Source organism: Halomonas sp. 18071143 (assembly GCF_019211725.1).
GTDB lineage: Bacteria > Pseudomonadota > Gammaproteobacteria > Pseudomonadales > Halomonadaceae > Vreelandella > Vreelandella stevensii.
Genome location: NZ_CP078120.1, coordinates 2,841,562 through 2,858,380, shown reverse-complemented (window position 1 = coordinate 2,858,380; position 16,819 = coordinate 2,841,562). Strand labels below are relative to the sequence as shown.

Here is a 16,819-nt window from a genome sequence, read left to right as displayed (position 1 = left end):
AGGAAAGGGGGATAGACTTTAGTTTAACATGCAGAGACTGAGAAAATCAGCGAAGAATTTAGTTAGCCTTCTATGTAAAATGTCGTCATCCTGTTCCTTATATAACCTAACGTGAGCCGTTTTGTTCCTATGTCGTCGATTTCCAGCCCCGCGCTTTTGCCCCGTCATCTCGCCATTCTGCTGATGATGTGTGTGGCCACCATGTTCGCCGCCAACCACGTGTCGGCGAGGCTGGCCTTCGATAACGGTACGGGGCTGCTGCTGGCGGTATTGATGCGTTCAGGGGTGGCCTGCGTGATCCTTCTGAGCCTGTTCGTGCTGCAGAAAAAGCGCTTCTGGCTGCCGCCCGGTGCCTGGCGTTGGCAGCTGGTGGTGGGGCTGTTGATCACCCTGCAAAGCGTCAGCCTGTATTCTGCCGTGGCTCGCCTGCCGGTGGTCATTGCCCTGCTGCTGGTCAATACCTTTCCCATTCAACTGGCGCTGCTTAGCTGGGCGCTGGGTGGCCCCAGGCCTTCGCTGCGCAGCTGTCTGATCATGGGCACCATACTGATTGGCCTGCTGGTGGTGCTGGATATTCCCAGCTGGTTGGCCAACGCCGATGCCATGGGTCCCGAGTGGTTGGCAGGCATTGGCTTTGGGCTGCTGGCCGCCTTTGCGTTTGCCTGTGCGCTGTGGATCACTGAGCACCGCCTGGCAGGCGTAGGCAGTACCCTGCGTAGCCTGCTCACCATGCAGACCGTATTCGTGGCCATGATTCTTGGCGGGCTACTGGGGGCAGTGCCTGGCGGCATGAGCCTGCCCGACAACAGTAGCGGCTGGGCAGGGCTCATCATGCTGGCACTGCTTTACGGCAGTGCGTTTTCGGTGCTGTTCATCTTCGTGCCCCGCCTGGACATGGCGCGCAACGCCCCCGTGATGAACTTCGAGCCAGTGGCTTCGCTGCTGATCGGCTACCTGGTGCTGGGACAAATGCTCAGCCCCAGCCAGCTGCTGGGCGGCGCGGTAGTGGTGGGGGGCATCGTGGTGCTCAGCCTGTCGAAAGGCCGCTAGGCTACGCCACCGGGCGCCGAAAAAAGGAAATTATATGCAAAGCGTGGGGCAGCATTTGCGTTATCTCGGGGGTTGAGCCACACTTGCTCAGCGTAAGGAAACACTGTTTTTTAACTGAGGTGAACCCCATGAAAACGTCCGTTCTTTCCCTTGCCTCTGCGGCACTGCTGGTAGGCGCCGGTACTTTTGCGGCATCAGCTCAGGCCCAACAATCTTTCCAATACCCACAAGGATACGTGGGTGGCGATGCCATGTTCTGGAGCCTGGACCCCGACCGCGGCTCCTCCCGCGACGATGTCGGCCTGCGCCTGCGCGGTGGTGCTCAGTTCAACGAGTTTTTCGCCCTGGAAGGCCACCTGGGCACAGGCGGCTCTGATGGCAACGTAGAGCTCGATTACCTGGTGGGCGCTTATGCCAAAGGTATCCTGCCCGTCTCGCCGGATGTCCGCCTCTACGGCTTGGCCGGTGTCACTGAGGTCGATTTCGACCGTGACCGTGAAAGCGGCTTCTCCTATGGCGCTGGCGCGGAAGTAGATATTGCCCATAACTTGTCACTGGGCGCCGACTACATGCGCTACCTGGACAAATCTGCCTATAACTTCGATGCCGCCAGCGTTGGCCTACGCTACCGTTTCTAAGGTCATCGTTTCTAAGGTCATCGTTTCTAAGGTCATCGCTTTCAGGTAACGACCTGACAAGATCGTTTCAAGGGAATACCGCCCCGCTGATCTGCCGATACAGGCAGACAGCGGGGCTTTTTGTTTGGCAGGTAAACCACGGCAATGTGCATTGCAGGTATGCCTAATTCTGGTTAACCTTGTTGCCCTTTACAGATGCTCGATCATAACGAAAACGAAGGGAACAGAATGAAATCAACAGTAAAAGGCTTGGCGGCAGTGGCTGCACTAGTGGTAGCGGGTAGTGTACAGGCACAAACTTATGATCCCGGTTACCCGCAAGGGTATATGGGTGCCGATGCCATGGTATGGAATCTTAATGTCGATGGTCTGAACGATGAGTTTCGCTCGGAGGCCCTGCGGTTAGTCGGCGGTGTCAAGCTGGATCAGTATCTAGCGGTCGAGTTCCACTTGGCGGCGGGGGGATCCGACACGAATTACGGCGCCAAGCTGGAGCTGGATTACCTGGTCGGTGGCTTTCTAAAAGGCATCGTGCCTATGGGTGACCGCGCACGCTTGTTTGGCCTTCTGGGATATTCAGAAGTCAAAATGACCGTGAGTGCCTTGGGGGAAAGCAGCAGCGGCCGAGACGATGATATCTCGTTCGGCGCAGGCGCTGAGTTCGATGTATCGGAAGCCGTATCCTTGACCGGGGATATTACCCGCTACATCAGTAACTCAGATTACGACCTGGACGCCTACAGTATCGGCTTACGCTACCGCTTCTAAGTCTTTAGACACCTCTCAGTAAAACGACTCGCCCCCAGGCCGCCATCATGGTGACCTGGGGGCGTTTTGTTGAGCTTTGCATTATTACATGCATAATAATATTGTTAGCCTGCTAATAAATTTGTTAGACTAAAGTATTCCTTCTGATGCTATCCCCGGGGCTACCCGAGGGCAGTGAGTGAGTACGCCAATGACTCCTGATCAACGTTTCAGCCGCTGGGTACGTATTGCGCTGGCGGCGTTTGCGGTGCTGTTCGTCTATTTTCTGGTGGCTGACAGCTTCATGCCGATGACCCCAGAGGCGCGGGTGATGCGGCCGGTGACCCAGATAGCCCCGGAGCTGGGCGCGCCCGTGCAGGCGGTACTGGTGAACGACCACCAGCGGGTAGCCGCAGGGGAGGTGCTGTTCCGGCTGGAGCCCGCGCCGTTCGAGCTGGCCCGGCAGCAGGCCTTGCTGAACCGCGAGCAGGCCGAGCAGGAGAATGCGCGGCTGCGGGCAGAGCTGGCGGCGGCCAGGGCATCGCTGGTGTCTGCCCAGGCCACCCTGGAGGAGCGTAGTGGTGAGCGTCGCCGCGCCGAGGCGCTGCTGGGGCGGCAGGGCATCTCCCGACAGCAGTACGACCAGCAGGTGGCCGCCGAACATACCGCCCAGGCGGCCGTGACTTCCGCCCGCGCGCAAATCGATAGCCTGGAGGTGCAGCTGGGGGAGGAGGGCGAGGCCAATCTTCGCCTGCGCCAGGCCAACAATGCGCTGGCCCGCGCCGAACTGGATCTGGAAAGAACCCAGGTACGCGCCCGCGAGGCGGGCGTGGTGGCCAACCTGCAGCTTCAGCCGGGAGATTATGTGCCAGCGGGGCAGCCGGTGATTGCGCTGGTGGCCGACCGAGCAGAGATCGTCGCGGACTTCCGTGAAAAGAGCCTGCGACATGTGAACGTGGGCGACGAGGCCCAGGTCGTGTTCGATGCCTTGCCAGGGCACATTGCCAAGGGGCACGTTACCGCCCTGGAGGCGGGCGTGCGCGAAGGGCAGCTGGCAGCCGATGGTCAGTTGACCAGCATTCCGACCTCCGACCGCTGGGTAAGAGATGCCCAGCGCATGCGCCTGCACATCGCGCTGGACGATCCCTTGACCACTGCCCTGGCCTCACTACCCCCCAGCGGGGCACGTGCCACCGTGCAGCTATGGCCGGGCCAGCATGCCCTGGCGGCGCCCTTCGCTTGGCTGCAGGCGCACCTGGTGAGCTGGCTGCACTATGTCTATTGATACGCCCACTGATATGCCTACGGATAGGTCTATGGGTCGGTTTGCCAGGCGGCTGACTCACCGATTCAAACAGCGTTTCCGTCATCCGCCCAAGGCGCGGCCCGCGAGCCGCCTGGACCAGAACGGCCTGCGCCAGTGCGTGCGAGTGGCGGGGGGAGGACTGCTGGGGTTCGTGGTCAGCCAGTTGATGGGCTGGAACTACGGGGTGTTTTTCACCGTGTTCCCGATGTTCCTGCTGGGCATGGTACCTGTATTGAATGCGGGCATCATCCGTCAGTTTCTGGCCAATGGCAGCCTCAACGCGCTGGAGGTCAGTGTGGTGGTGGGGCTGTTGAAGCACATGCCGGTGGTGATGACGCTGGTGGTGCTGGGGCTGTTTCTGCTGCGCTTCTCCTTGATGGCCAGAGGGCCGCTGTTTCTGTTCGGTGCCAACGGCGTCTTGACGCTGAGCATACTGCTGCACTTTGCCAGCTACCCCAGCGTAGACCTGGGCGATTTGCTGGCCAGCAACCTGATGGCCAGCGTGCTGGCGGTGTTCATCGCCATGTTGATGCATACCCTGTTCCCCGATACCGAGCCCCGCCAGCCGCCGCCCAGGGCGACCAAGCCGCTTGCCCAGGTGCGCCATGAAACCCTGCTGGGCGGGATCACAGCCACGCTGTCGTTCGTGGTGTTCCAGGTGTTCGACCTGCAAGGTTCATTGTCGGCGCAAATGGCCACTATCCTGATTCTGTTCACGCTGGGGTATCAGGGCGCTCGGGTATCGGCAGCCAAGCGCGCCGTGGGCACCTTGCTGGGATGCAACCTGGCGCTGGCCATGCAGCTCGTCCTCTATACCCAAAGCCACCATTTCCTGCTGGTGATACTGCTCTATTGGCTGGGGCTAATGCTGTTCGCCCGCGAGCACATTCTGGAAGGCGGCGGCTCTGGCATCGGGTTTGGCGGCTTGACCACGCTAGGCATTCTGTTCGGGCAGTCGCTGGGGCCACAGCAGGACCTGGTGTACAGCGCGCTGTACCGCTTCTCTTCCATGAGCGTGGCGCTGGTGGCAACGCTGGTAGTGATGGCGTGCGTGCAACGGGTGCTGAACCGCTTTGTGGCCACTCGGATTGCGTGAAGGCTGCTTGAACAGGAGCCAAGCCTTTGCAAAAAAGAAAATGGGCAACTTTGGCAATACCCGCTACGCTGATAACAGGCCGCACGGTCAGGTAGACCCGTAGCACAGCGGCCGATTCCCTACTAACGGATTAGAGGTGTTCGTCATGGCAGGTACTTCAGATAAAGCAAAAGGCACGGCCAACAAGGCAGCAGGCAAAGTGAAAGAAGCGGCTGGCAAGGTAACGGGTAGCACTGAAACCGAAGCCAAAGGCAAAGCGCAGCAGGCCAAGGGCGAACTGCAAAAAGGCAAGGGAGATGTGAAGGACAAGCTCGATAAGTAAGCAGCGTTCGTATTCGTTGCCGGATCGCTAGCCCGCCCCATGGGGCCAAACCGTTCAGGTTATCGATCCGGCGGCCAATACCCTCTCAATAACAACACCGGAGCCCGAAGGCTCCGGTGTTGTTTTGTGCGAGCCGTCAAAGGGGCCAGCAGGCTTAGTGCCCGTGAGAGACGCCGGTGCCGCCCACCGCCACGATATTGAACGGCTTGCCTTCAAGGGCCATCTCATCGACCTTTTCGAAGGTTTCCGCACTGACGAAGTGCAGCGTTTCGGTAGCGGGGTCGGTGACCACGACATGCTCACCCGCCACGGCAATGCGTGGGCGCGGGTCGTTCCAGTGGCCATCCATGGAGTAGGGCTCGGTCAGGCGCAGCGACTGGGTCAGCTCGCCGTTCAGCACATCCAGTTGATGCAGCTGGCCATCTTCGGTGAACACATAGGCGTAGCGGGCGCGAATCGGGTCCACCGCAAAATGCACGCGACGGGTAGGCAGTTGCACCAGCTGGAAGCCTTCTTCACCCTCGGTGGGGTCGACCAGCAGCACCCGGTCTGGCCCGTAGTTACCCAGGAAGTACTGTAGCCCGGTGCCACCTAATAGCGTGGAAGCACTGCCTTCCGGCAGGGAACTCGGGTAGGGCAGATGGGTGATCTGGGGCGTGCCGTCTTCCGTGGCGATCAGAAGCAGGCCGGTGTGGCAGGCCAACGCATAGAGGCTGCCAGAGCCCGCCGAGCCGTGCAGCCCAGGGCAGGCCACTTCGTCGCCGACCAGGTGGCCATCGCTATCCAGCACCTTCGCACCGACCGGGCGCTGGGACGCATCTTCCGGGTTGACCACCGTCACCACCGCATGCTGGTGGAATGGCACGGCCACCCCGTGGTGCGCTGCCTCCACCGGCACTGTACGAATCTCGGGGGAGTCTGCCAACAGGCTGCTTTCGGTGAACAGGCGGGCTTCGTCTTCACCATCGAACCACTGGGCAATGTAGCCCTGGCGCTCGACGAAGTGGGCGGGGCGCTCTCCTTCCAGAACCGTGCTCAGCAGCGCCGGGTCGGCCACCTCGATATCGGCGTGGTCGCCGTGGTCATGGAAAGCGATGCCGGTATTGATCACCGACACCGTGTTTGCCGCCCCTTGCACGGCAAATACCGCCTCGCCGCTACGGGTGCGATGCAGCGCCGCCGGGCCTTCCAGCTCGAAGGTGTCCAGCAGCGACTTCTCCTTGGCGTCGATGACGTGGACCACGGCATCCTGCTGGTCGGCGACCACCAGCCGCCAGGCCGTGACGTTTTCATCGTCGCCATGGCTATGGCTATGGGAGTGGTCGTGGGCCTGCACGGCGGCACTGCCTACTGCGAAAGCGAGCGCGGTCAACGCTTTGCCTACAAACATCGGGGTCATCGTTTCTCTCTCCTTGAGCCCAGAAGGGGCGTGGTTAATCACCTGGGTGGCTACTGCAGCGCCGTCACAAGGGTGTCGACGTTATGGCGCATCATGTCGAGGTAGCTGGCCGCCGGGCCATCCTCCCGCGATAGCGCGTCCGAGTAGAGGGTGCCGCTGAGCGACAGACCGGCCTCCTGAGCGATTTGCTCGACCAGCCGGGGGTTGGAAATGTTTTCGGCAAATACCGCCACGGCGCTCTGCTGCTCGATGGCATCGATCAGCTGCGCCACATGGGCGGCCGTGGCTTCGGACTCGGTGGAGACCCCCTGTGGGGCCAGAAAGCGCACGCCGTAGGCCTCTTCGAAGTAGCGAAAGGCATGGTGTGCCACCACCACGGTACGCCGGGATTCGGGAATCGTGGCGATGCGCTCATGGATTTCCTGCTCCAGCGCTTCCAGGTCCTGTGCGTAGCGCTGCTGGTTGGTGCGGTAGGTGTCGCAGCCTTCCGGGTCCGCCTCGCAGAAGGCGTCGGCAATGCGCACGACATACGCCTTGGCATTGGGCACCGACTGCCACGCGTGGGGGTCGTAGGGCGCTTCATGGAACACCGCCCGCTCGCCATAAAAGTGGTAGTGCCCGCCCATGGGGTCTTCGAGATGCACCGCGTGCTCCGAGACGGTGACCACGCTGGCCTCGGTACCGCTGGCCTCGATCAGGCGGGTAAGAAAGCCCTCGAACATCAGGCCATTGATGAGCACCACGTCTGCCTGCGCCACCTGGCGAACGTCGGCGGGGGTGGGCTCGTAAACGTGGGCGTCGTCGTTGGCGCCCACGATGCTGGTCAGCGCGATGCGTTCGCCGCCGACCTGGCGGGCCAGGTCTTCGATGATCGAGAACGAGGCCACCACGTTCAGGGCGGGCTCATCGGCCATGGCGTTCAGGCTGCCCAGCGCCATCATGCCCGCCGCCAGCAGAGAAGGTACGCGTTTCAACAGACCCACGGTGAGGCTCCTTAATTGAAGGTGTATGTTATAACATAACAAAATCGGGCCGAACATCAAAGGGGCCGAACATCCAGAGGGTTGCTCCCCCCGCCCGCAGGCGGGGGAGAGCGGTCAGACCTCCTGGTACAGCTCGCTGCCTTCCCGGCGGAATTTCTCCGCCTGCTCCTGCATGCCGCGCTTCACCGCCTCGGCGTCGCTTTCGCTGGCGTTTTCCGGGGTGCGGTCGCGGTAGGTGTCGCGCACTTCCTGGCTGATCTTCATGGAGCAGAACTTCGGCCCGCACATGGAGCAGAAGTGGGCCACCTTGGCGGAATCCTTCGGCAGGGTTTCATCGTGGAATTCCCGGGCGGTGTCCGGGTCCAGGCCCAGGTTGAACTGGTCTTCCCAGCGGAACTCGAAGCGCGCCTTGGAAAGGGCGTTATCGCGCCGCTGGGCTGCTGGGTGGCCCTTGGCCAAATCCGCCGCGTGGGCGGCAATCTTGTAGGTGATGATGCCGGTTTTCACGTCATCCTTGTTGGGTAGGCCAAGGTGCTCTTTCGGCGTCACGTAGCAGAGCATGGCGCAGCCAAACCAGCCAATCATCGCCGCCCCAATGCCCGAAGTAATGTGGTCGTAGCCGGGGGCGATATCCGTCACCAGCGGGCCGAGGGTATAGAAGGGCGCTTCGTCGCAGTACTCCAGCTGCTTGTCCATGTTCTCTTTCACCAGGTGCATGGGCACGTGGCCGGGGCCTTCGATCATCACCTGCACATCGTGCTTCCAGGCAATGTGGGTGAGTTCGCCGAGGGTTTTCAGCTCCGCCATTTGCGCTTCGTCGTTGGCATCGGCAATGGAGCCGGGGCGCAGGCCGTCGCCCAGCGAGAACGCCACATCGTACTGCTGGCTCATAGGAGATAGATTTTAATGATGAAATACGCTATATTGAATTAAACGAAAGTTAGCGTTATTTTATACCTGAATCCGTGAGACCGGCCCTCAGAAGCACTTCTAACCCACTGACCTGCATGGCAATATAGCCATTATCGCCATTCACCCAGACAGTGCCATGCCCAACATAAAGTTCCGCGCCAGTCGCCGCACCCTCACCAGCCACGCCGGGCTGTCCATCATCGGGCAATGCTTCGAGATCGCTGGCGTCGACAGCATCGACAGCCGCTTCCCCACCACGCTGGGCATGCGCACCAGTGACGTGATCAAGAGCTACCTGGGCCTGCTGTGTCTGGGCATGAGCGACTATGACGCTGTCGAGAACTTCCGCCGCGACAAGCCCTTCCAACAACTGCTGACCCTGCAGAAGGTGCCGAGCGCGGCGACGCTGCGACAGCGGCTGGAGAAACTTGCCGCCAACGACCTGCAGGCGCGCACCGCCACCTGGTCCACGACCCTGCTGTCACTGATCGAAGCACCGATCACCGCCGAGACGACGCACGTCTGCACGGACATCGACACCTTCGTCATGGACAACAGCAACTCGAAGAAGGAAGGCGTCTCGCGGACCTACCAGAAGGTCGATGGCTACACCCCGATCGCCGCCTATCTGGGCAACGAAGGGTGGTGCACGGGTCTGGAACTGCGGCACGGCAAGCAGCACACCATGAAGGAGAGCAACGCCTTCTCGAGCGGGTACTGCCTCGCGCCCAATGCCTGACCAGCAACCGATCCTGTTACGCGAGGACAGCGGCTTCGACAGCCGGCGCACGGCGCTTCTCGAACAGCAACGCCGGTCTTTGCCGACGAGGGGCGCCGGCTCGACTATGTCGTCAAATGGAACCCGCGCGGCTCGGCCACGGCTGATCGAGATACGGCTGGCGGTGGCGGCGGACTACTGGGAAGAGCTGCGTCGGCAAGCGCCGGCGCTGTGGACGCAGACCGTCTCGATCCACGACGACAACAAGACCGAATACGTCGTCCAACGCGTGATGCGCACGGTAGAGCGCACCGCCGATCGCGATGGTACCAGTTGCTGCTCGAACCGGACTATGAGTTGGAAGGCTGGTGGACCAGCTCGGACGAGGCGCCGGAGGCGGTGATCAAGCGCTACCAGGCGCATGCCACCCATGAGCAGTTTCACAGCGAGATCAAGACCGATCTCGACCTGGAGCGCTTGCCGTCCGGCAAGTTCGCCACCAACGATCTGATCCTGCATCTCGCCCAGTTGGCCTACAACATCCTGCGCCTGATGGGACAGCTGGGCATGACCGGCGAGCTGAGCCCGGTTCGCCACCCGGCCAAGCGGCGCCGGCTGCGCACCGTGCTACAAGAGTTGGTGCACCGTGCGGCTCTCGTGATTCACAAGGCACGGCAGATCATCCTCGACTTCGGGCAGGATATCGGGCGCATGACGGTGCTCAAGACGCTGCGGAGCCGACTGCGTTATCCACGAGGAACGCCATGCTGACCGTCAATCGGCGACACTCTATCCACAAGCAGTTCCAGGCGACACGTGATCGCCAGATATGTCGTGCCTGGCGGGTGGAAAGGCATGACAAAACGGGCCGTCAGCACCGATCAGCACGGTGGGTTTTGGCAATAACGGGCTTGCGAAAGCCAACTTGCACGGGGCGAATGATCAAAAAGTGCTCGCTGGCGGTGATAGGGAAAGTGTCGGCGCCGGCTTCACGGATTCAGGTTATATTCAAAAGATAGTAACAAAGCAGATGCGAAAACACACGGCCTGAGTACTATGGTCATGAATGGTTAATATGAATCATTATTAAAAGCAGTCTTGTGAATAGGCTTTAGTGCATGAAGCTTTTTTGAAAGTAAGAAATGCTAAATTGCAGGGAGGTTTATGAAAACTAATGTAGCCCGCTATGGTGTTATTTTAAATACCGAGCATTATAACGAGTGTGTGGCTTTCTACCGGGATTTATTTGGTTTGCGCCAGCTCTTCGAGAGAGTCGATGACGGTTTTAATCTTACCTGTTTAGAGTTTGGTCATGGGTATCTTATGATTGAACAGGGTGGTAAGGCTAAAAATGTTACCAAATCACCAGAAGAGTGTGGTTTTAAATTGCGATTCAATGTTGATGACTTGGAAAAGGCTCTGGCGGAAATTAGGGCTTGGGGGATTCAAACTGTAATAATCTATAACGCTTGGGGAAGAACTATCAATATAAGTGATCCAGATGGCAATCGAGTTGGAATAAGAGACGAAGTTGGTTTCGTGCGCCAGATCGATGTTTAACAAAAGAAAAGTCGCGCAGGAAAATTTTATATAGTCATTTTTATACAAAATATATGTATAAAAGCTACTGTTCATTTTATGCTTGGAAAGCCGGGCATTTATTTTAGGTGATAATTTGTCAACACACGAAACTTTCATGAAGCTTGCTCTATGCGAATCCAAAAAGGCTCTGCCGGAATGTTTACCTAATCCGCCTGTTGGGTGTGTATTGATTAGAGACGGTGTAACTGTATCTGTAGGGCACACAAGAGCCCCTGGTAAATGTCATGCTGAGGCTGATGCTCTGGCGAATTACTCAGGCCCATTATCGGAGCTGACAGCTTATGTAACACTAGAACCATGTTCTTTCCATGGTAGAACACCCGCATGTGCGGACGCATTGATTGCTCATGGAATAGAATGTGTGGTGGTTGCGTTGATTGATCCCGATCCAAGAAACAACGGTCGAGGACTGGAAAAGCTCCGGCAAGCAGGGATTGAGGTTATTGAGGGTGTCTGTGAAGAAGAAGCTAGTGAAATTTTGGGGGTGTATTTGAGCAACAGTTAACAAGCTGATAGCTTTTAATTTCAGATTCAAACTTTAATGCAGTGCTCTATATTTTAGAGGCACTTATTTCAATATTTTGAGAGATCGAAAAAGAGGAAAAGAAAATAATTGGCTTCACAGTTAGGTGTATCCAGTGTTGGATAGTCGAACTAGGAGGCTCCCTATTTGTCGAGTCCCGTATGATTAATTACCCGTTTGATAAATAGCTCAGACCGTTTGATCTGCCATTCTTTCATCGCTGCAATCGGTGATTGATGGGGCAGCGCCTTCCGCGGGATATGGTGATTGTACAGCCAACAATAGCGTTTGAGAGTCTGCTCCAGGTCTTCGCCTGATTCATAGCCGAGTCGCCAGTGCATCGCTGATGCGGCCATTGAAGCGTTCCACCATGCCGTTCGTCTGTGGCCGTCCCGGCTTGATCAGGCGGTGCTCGATGCCCTGGGCCTGGCATTCCTGATCGAAAGGATGTCGACCACTGGGCTTGCGCTCACCGGTCCGTGTAAAGCTATCCGTAAAGGACTTGCCGTTGTCGGTCAGTACGGTCTGAATTTTGAAGGGGCCTTCTCTTCCGCTCGTTTCATGAACGCTCGAGTATCCTTCGCGGACTGGCTGCTCCTGATTTCCAGATATACCCAGTGGGTTGCACGGTCGATGGCGACGTACAGGTAGCGCTTCTGTTGCTCGTCGGGCATCTGAGGCAGGTGCTTTATGTCGATGTGCGCGTACCCCGGCTCATAGTCTTTGAAAGGCTTGTGCCGTGGCTTCTCGTCACCGCCGGCATCCTGCCGAGCCAGCTCTGCCAGCGTTGGCACTTCGCGCCGCTTGAGCCGGATCGAGACAGCCGAGGATTCAGGAACTCGCGTGCCACGACCAGCAGGTCATCCAGGCCGAGCCGCAGGAGCTCTCGGGCAGCAATCAGCACGTCCTCTTGGTCGGATGTGAGTGTGGCCAGCAGATTGTGGAGCGTGTGCGGTCGATCATGGACATAGTCCCGGTAGCGCCAACGGCGAATGGTCGAGTCGGGCACGCCGAACTGCCTGACCAACTCACTATCACTGATGCTGGCGGGCGCTGCCTGGATCTCGGCACAAATCTTCAGTGTCGTGGTGGCCTACTTGTGTAGCTTGATGTCCATGAACTTGCTCCCCCCCTCTGTCAGGATTGATGTCGTGTCCCTTGTTACACTCTCTTAAATATTCAGGGGCGTTTGGAGATCTGTATGCCTCGCTATTCCGATGAGCGACGTCAGGCCGCTGTGGCCAAGCTGTTACCGCCTTATAACCAAAGCGTAGAAGAGGTCGCTCGGCAGGAGGGGATCTCGCCAGCAACTGTTTACAAGTGGCGTAAAGAAGCCCGTGCGGAGGGACGCTGCCTGCCCGATGCAAGTGACCAGGGTACGACCGGCTGGTCGTCCCGAGACAAGTTTGCAGCGGTGGTTGAGACCGCAGCGATGAACACCGAAGACGTTGCTGCCTATTGTCGTCAACGGGGACTGTATCCCGAGCAGCTGCAACGCTGGCGTCATGACTGCGAACAAGCCGCCAGCTTGTCCCATGAGGACCGCCGTCGAGAAGCGGATGAAGCCAAGCAGCAGCGCAAGCGGATCAAAGAGCTGGAACGAGAGCTACAGCGCAAGAACACAGCACTCGCGGAGACAGCTGCACTGCTGACGCTGTCAAAAAAAGCACGGGCGATCTGGGGGGACGAGGAGTCATGATCAGCATCGAGGATCGCCAACATGCCGTAGAGCTGATTGCTGTTGCCTGCAACGAGGGCGCCACCTTGGCGGCTGCCTGTGAAGTTGTCGGGATTTCTATCCGGACTCACCAACGCTGGATGCAGGCGGGAAAGCTAACAGGCGACAAACGCCCTTTAGCCGAACGCCCAGCCCCCGCTAATGCGCTGACCCCAGAAGAAGAGGCCGAGATCTTGAGGCAATGCCACCGTGACGAGTTTGCTGCTTTACCGCCGGATCAAATTGTTATTCGGCTGATGGATGAAGAGCAGCGTTACATTGCCTCCGTATCGAGCTTTTATCGAGTGCTGCGTAAACATGGTACCAGCTGGCACACCGGGGACGCGCCAAAGCCCGCAAATCACAGCCAGCGCCGACTACACATACAGCAACCGCCCCCAACCGGTGTGGTCACGGGACTGCACACGCTTCTGGCCAGCCAAGGGTACCTACTACTATCTGGTGATGATCCTCGACATCTTCAGCCGTAAAGTCGTGGGCTGGGAAGCCTTTCTGGGGGAGTCTGCAGCTAACTCACGCCGTGTCATTGAGCGAGCCGTGCTGGCCGAAAACATGGTAGGCCAGCCTCTGGTGCTGCACGCAGATAACGGCAGCCCCTTCAAAGGCATTACCTTGCTTGAGAAGCTGAGAGATCTGCAGATCCAGCCTTCGTTCAGTCGACCGCGTGTGAGCAACGATAACGCCTTCTCCGAGGCTCTGTTCCGCACCTGCAAGTATGTGCCGAACTACCCTGTCAGTGGCTTCGCTGACCTATCAGCTGCCCAGCGTTGGGTGCACGGCTTCGTCCAGTGGTACAACTATGAGCACCGCCACAGTGCTATCCGCTTCGTGACGCCGATGCAGCGCCACACAGGAGAAGACAAAGTCATATTGGCCAAGAGACATGCCCTCAACCTTGCAGCCAGAGCTGTGCATCCTGAGCGCTGGAGTGGGGACACCCGCAACTGGCATCCTGTGACATTAGTATCGCTAAACCCAGAGCGCCGAGTAGTTAGGGAGGTAGAGAAAATAGCTGCATAAAAATCAAACAGGGCGACAGATACCTTGACAGTTACCGCCCTTGGCCGCCCTGGTGCCGCCAATCAGGTCTGGTCCATGGATTTTGTGTTTGATCGCACGGCAGATGGACGCGTGATCAAGAACCTCACCATTGTCGACAATGCCACCCATGAAGCCGTGGCTATCGTGCCTGCCCGTGCCATTGACGGGCTGTCGTTAACACGCATGCTGGATCATCTAGCGCTACAGCGCGGCCTACCAGGCGCCCTTCGTACGGATAATGGAAAGGAGTTCTGCGGACGCGCCATGCTGACGTGGGCTCATCAACGTGGTGTTGCCCTGTTTTTAATCGAACCTGGAAAGCCCAATCAAAACGCCTACATCGAATCGTTTAACGGGCGCTTTCGAGATGAGTGTCTGAATGAGCATTGGTTCACCAGCCTTCATCACGCCAAGGTGCTCATCGAGGCATGGCGGCGTGAGTACAACGAGGAAAGACCGAAGAAGAGTCTTGGTGGGTTGACCCCTTCAGCCTATGCCAAGCAACTGGCAGTAAAACACGATACAGTGATGTCTGACTCTAAACTCGGCTGCTACTGAAGATGGGGTGACGTTGCTGGTTCACCAGCCTACATCACGCGAGGATGATCATGAGGCGTGGCGCTGGGAGTATAGCGAAGAAAGACCGAAGAAGAGTCTTGGCGGGGTGATGCCTTCCGCTGATGCCGAACAACTGGTGGTAAAAACACGATAAAAGTGACTTCTGACTCTAAACTCGGTTACTAATAAAAATGGGTGGCGTTACCTACAGCACGATGTCGTGCTATCGGTGGCGCTTAGCACTGGCTAAACGCCACCGATAGCGGGTCAGACCTCCTGGTACAGCTCGCTGCCTTCCCGGCGGAATTTCTCCGCTTGCTCCTGCATGCCGCGTTTCACCGCCTCGGCATCGCTTTCGCTGGCGTTTTCCGGGGTGCGGTCGCGGTAGGTGTCGCGCACTTCCTGGCTGATCTTCATCGAGCAGAACTTCGGCCCGCACATGGAGCAGAAGTGGGCCACCTTGGCGGAATCCTTCGGCAGGGTTTCATCGTGGAATTCTCGGGCGGTGTCCGGGTCCAGGCCCAGGTTGAACTGGTCTTCCCAGCGGAACTCGAAGCGCGCCTTGGAAAGGGCGTTGTCGCGCCGCTGCGACGCCGGGTGGCCCTTGGCCAAATCCGCCGCGTGGGCAGCAATCTTGTAGGTGATGATGCCGGTTTTCACGTCATCCTTGTTGGGCAGGCCCAGGTGCTCTTTCGGCGTTACGTAGCAGAGCATGGCGCAGCCAAACCAGCCAATCATCGCCGCCCCAATGCCAGAGGTAATGTGGTCGTAGCCGGGGGCGATATCCGTCACCAGCGGGCCGAGGGTATAGAAGGGCGCTTCGTCGCAGTACTCCAGCTGCTTGTCCATGTTCTCTTTCACCAGGTGCATGGGCACGTGGCCGGGGCCTTCGATCATCACCTGCACGTCGTGCTTCCAGGCAATGTGGGTGAGTTCGCCCAGGGTTTTCAGCTCCGCCATTTGCGCTTCGTCGTTGGCATCCGCAATGGAGCCGGGGCGCAGGCCGTCGCCCAGCGAAAACGCCACATCGTACTGCTTGCAGATCTCGCAGATCTCCTCGAAGTGGGTGTACAGGAAGCTCTCCCGATGGTGATACAAGCACCACTTCGCCATGATGGAACCGCCACGGCTCACAATACCGGTGACGCGGTTGGCGGTGAGCGGCACGTAGCGCAGCAGCACCCCCGCGTGGATGGTGAAGTAATCCACTCCCTGCTCCGCCTGCTCGATCAGCGTATCGCGGAAGATCTCCCAGGTGAGGTTTTCGGCAATGCCGTTGACCTTCTCCAGCGCCTGATAGATGGGCACCGTGCCAATCGGCACCGGCGAGTTGCGGATGATCCACTCGCGGGTTTCATGGATGTTCTGACCGGTGGAGAGATCCATGATGGTATCCGCGCCCCAGCGGATGCCCCAGGTCATCTTGTCCACTTCCTCTTCGATGGAAGAGGTGACCGCCGAGTTGCCCAGGTTGCCGTTGATCTTCACCAGGAAGTTGCGGCCAATGATCATCGGCTCGCTTTCCGGGTGGTTGATGTTGTTGGGAATGATCGCCCGGCCACGGGCCACCTCATCGCGCACGAACTCCGGCGTGATCTCCTTGGGCAGGCTGGCGCCGAAGCTCTGGCCCGCATGCTGATGACCCAGAATGCGCTCTACTTCTGCCGTTCCCAACGCTTGGCGGCGCTGGTTTTCCCGCAGGGCGATGAACTCCATTTCCGGCGTGATGATGCCCTGGCGGGCGTAGTGCAGCTGGGTCACGTTCTTGCCCGCTTTCGCCCGGCGGGGTGTGCGGGTCAAATCAAAGCGCAGCTGGGCAAGGGTGGGGTCGTTGGCGCGGCGATTGCCGTATTCCGAGGTCGGGCCATCCAAAAACTCGGTGTCGTTGCGCTCTTCGATCCAGGCCCGGCGCAGCTCCGGCAGGCCTTGGCGCAAATCGATGCGGGCGTTGGGGTCGGTGTAGGGGCCGGAAGTATCGTACACCAGCAGCGGCGGGTTCTGCTCATCCACGCCGCTGGTTCTGGTGGGCGAGAGAGTGATTTCCCGAAACGGCACGCGAATATCTGGCCGTGAGCCTTCCACGTACACCTTGCGTGAGCCGGGCAGCGGCGCCACGGCGGCGGCATCGACCTGGGCGGTTTCGGCTAAAAAGTGTGCGGTTTTGCTTTTGGCGGTCTTGGTCATGA

General features: G+C 58.8%; 11 protein-coding genes and 5 pseudogenes. 11 read left to right on the top strand and 5 right to left on the bottom strand.

The window, feature by feature from the left end; genetic code table 11:
* Positions 1-129: 129 nt before the first annotated feature.
* The 6 genes from KVY02_RS13480 (at position 130) to KVY02_RS13455 (ending at position 5,159) form a co-directional block, all read left to right on the top strand.
* The gene (locus tag KVY02_RS13480) at positions 130-1,050 is read left to right on the top strand and encodes an EamA family transporter (protein ID WP_016914665.1); all 921 of its coding nucleotides are present in this window, start codon (positions 130-132) and stop codon (positions 1,048-1,050) included.
* Between the two features lie 128 nt (positions 1,051-1,178).
* Positions 1,179-1,688: a porin family protein gene (locus KVY02_RS13475; protein WP_026001797.1), complete on the top strand. Its 510-nt coding sequence runs from the start codon at positions 1,179-1,181 to the stop codon at positions 1,686-1,688.
* A 228-nt stretch (positions 1,689-1,916) separates the two neighbouring features.
* A complete protein-coding gene (locus KVY02_RS13470; RefSeq protein ID WP_218313692.1) occupies positions 1,917-2,456 on the top strand; it encodes an outer membrane beta-barrel protein in 540 nt (179 codons plus the stop codon).
* A 190-nt stretch (positions 2,457-2,646) separates the two neighbouring features.
* On the top strand, positions 2,647-3,720 hold the full coding sequence (locus KVY02_RS13465) for an HlyD family secretion protein (RefSeq protein ID WP_218313691.1): 1,074 nt from the start codon (positions 2,647-2,649) through the stop codon (positions 3,718-3,720).
* 31 nt (positions 3,721-3,751) lie between these two features.
* Positions 3,752-4,837 carry a DUF2955 domain-containing protein gene (locus KVY02_RS13460; protein ID WP_218313690.1) on the top strand — a complete coding sequence of 362 codons (1,086 nt, stop codon included), beginning with the start codon at positions 3,752-3,754 and terminating at the stop codon, positions 4,835-4,837.
* 145 nt (positions 4,838-4,982) lie between these two features.
* The gene (locus KVY02_RS13455; RefSeq protein WP_218313689.1) at positions 4,983-5,159 is read left to right on the top strand and encodes a CsbD family protein; all 177 of its coding nucleotides are present in this window, start codon (positions 4,983-4,985) and stop codon (positions 5,157-5,159) included.
* 154 nt (positions 5,160-5,313) lie between these two features.
* On the opposite strand, the gene aztD is transcribed toward KVY02_RS13455, so the two are convergent.
* From aztD to KVY02_RS13440, 3 genes and pseudogenes are all read right to left on the bottom strand, one after another.
* Complete coding sequence (gene aztD, locus KVY02_RS13450; RefSeq protein WP_218313688.1) at positions 5,314-6,558, bottom strand: zinc metallochaperone AztD; 1,245 nt, start codon at positions 6,556-6,558, stop codon at positions 5,314-5,316.
* A gap of 50 nt (positions 6,559-6,608) precedes the next feature.
* Complete coding sequence (aztC, locus tag KVY02_RS13445; RefSeq protein ID WP_218313687.1) at positions 6,609-7,541, bottom strand: zinc ABC transporter substrate-binding protein AztC; 933 nt, start codon at positions 7,539-7,541, stop codon at positions 6,609-6,611.
* Positions 7,542-7,655: 114 nt separating this feature from the next.
* Positions 7,656-8,426 (bottom strand): annotated as a pseudogene (locus KVY02_RS13440) (phosphomethylpyrimidine synthase ThiC); the annotation flags it as partial.
* Positions 8,427-8,589: 163 nt separating this feature from the next.
* Here KVY02_RS13440 and KVY02_RS13435 point away from each other — a divergent pair.
* The 3 genes and pseudogenes from KVY02_RS13435 (at position 8,590) to KVY02_RS13425 (ending at position 11,278) form a co-directional block, all read left to right on the top strand.
* Positions 8,590-9,942: pseudogene (locus KVY02_RS13435) on the top strand (IS1380 family transposase).
* Positions 9,943-10,335: 393 nt separating this feature from the next.
* Positions 10,336-10,731 (top strand): VOC family protein, encoded by a 396-nt coding sequence (locus tag KVY02_RS13430; RefSeq protein ID WP_218313686.1) that lies wholly within the window; start codon positions 10,336-10,338, stop codon positions 10,729-10,731.
* A gap of 82 nt (positions 10,732-10,813) precedes the next feature.
* Positions 10,814-11,278: a bifunctional diaminohydroxyphosphoribosylaminopyrimidine deaminase/5-amino-6-(5-phosphoribosylamino)uracil reductase RibD gene (locus KVY02_RS13425; protein WP_371317381.1), complete on the top strand. Its 465-nt coding sequence runs from the start codon at positions 10,814-10,816 to the stop codon at positions 11,276-11,278.
* A 161-nt stretch (positions 11,279-11,439) separates the two neighbouring features.
* Here KVY02_RS13425 and KVY02_RS13420 read toward each other — a convergent pair.
* Positions 11,440-12,377 (bottom strand): annotated as a pseudogene (locus tag KVY02_RS13420) (DDE-type integrase/transposase/recombinase).
* Positions 12,378-12,497: 120 nt separating this feature from the next.
* On the opposite strand from KVY02_RS13420, the pseudogene KVY02_RS13415 reads away from it, so the two are divergent.
* Both KVY02_RS13415 and KVY02_RS13410 read left to right on the top strand, forming a co-directional pair.
* Positions 12,498-14,054 (top strand): annotated as a pseudogene (locus KVY02_RS13415) (IS3 family transposase).
* A gap of 45 nt (positions 14,055-14,099) precedes the next feature.
* Positions 14,100-14,633 (top strand): annotated as a pseudogene (locus tag KVY02_RS13410) (integrase core domain-containing protein); the annotation flags it as partial.
* 267 nt (positions 14,634-14,900) lie between these two features.
* On the opposite strand, the gene thiC reads toward KVY02_RS13410, so the two are convergent.
* On the bottom strand, positions 14,901-16,817 hold the full coding sequence (gene thiC / locus KVY02_RS13405; protein ID WP_256357498.1) for a phosphomethylpyrimidine synthase ThiC: 1,917 nt from the start codon (positions 16,815-16,817) through the stop codon (positions 14,901-14,903).
* Positions 16,818-16,819 lie beyond the last annotated feature (2 nt).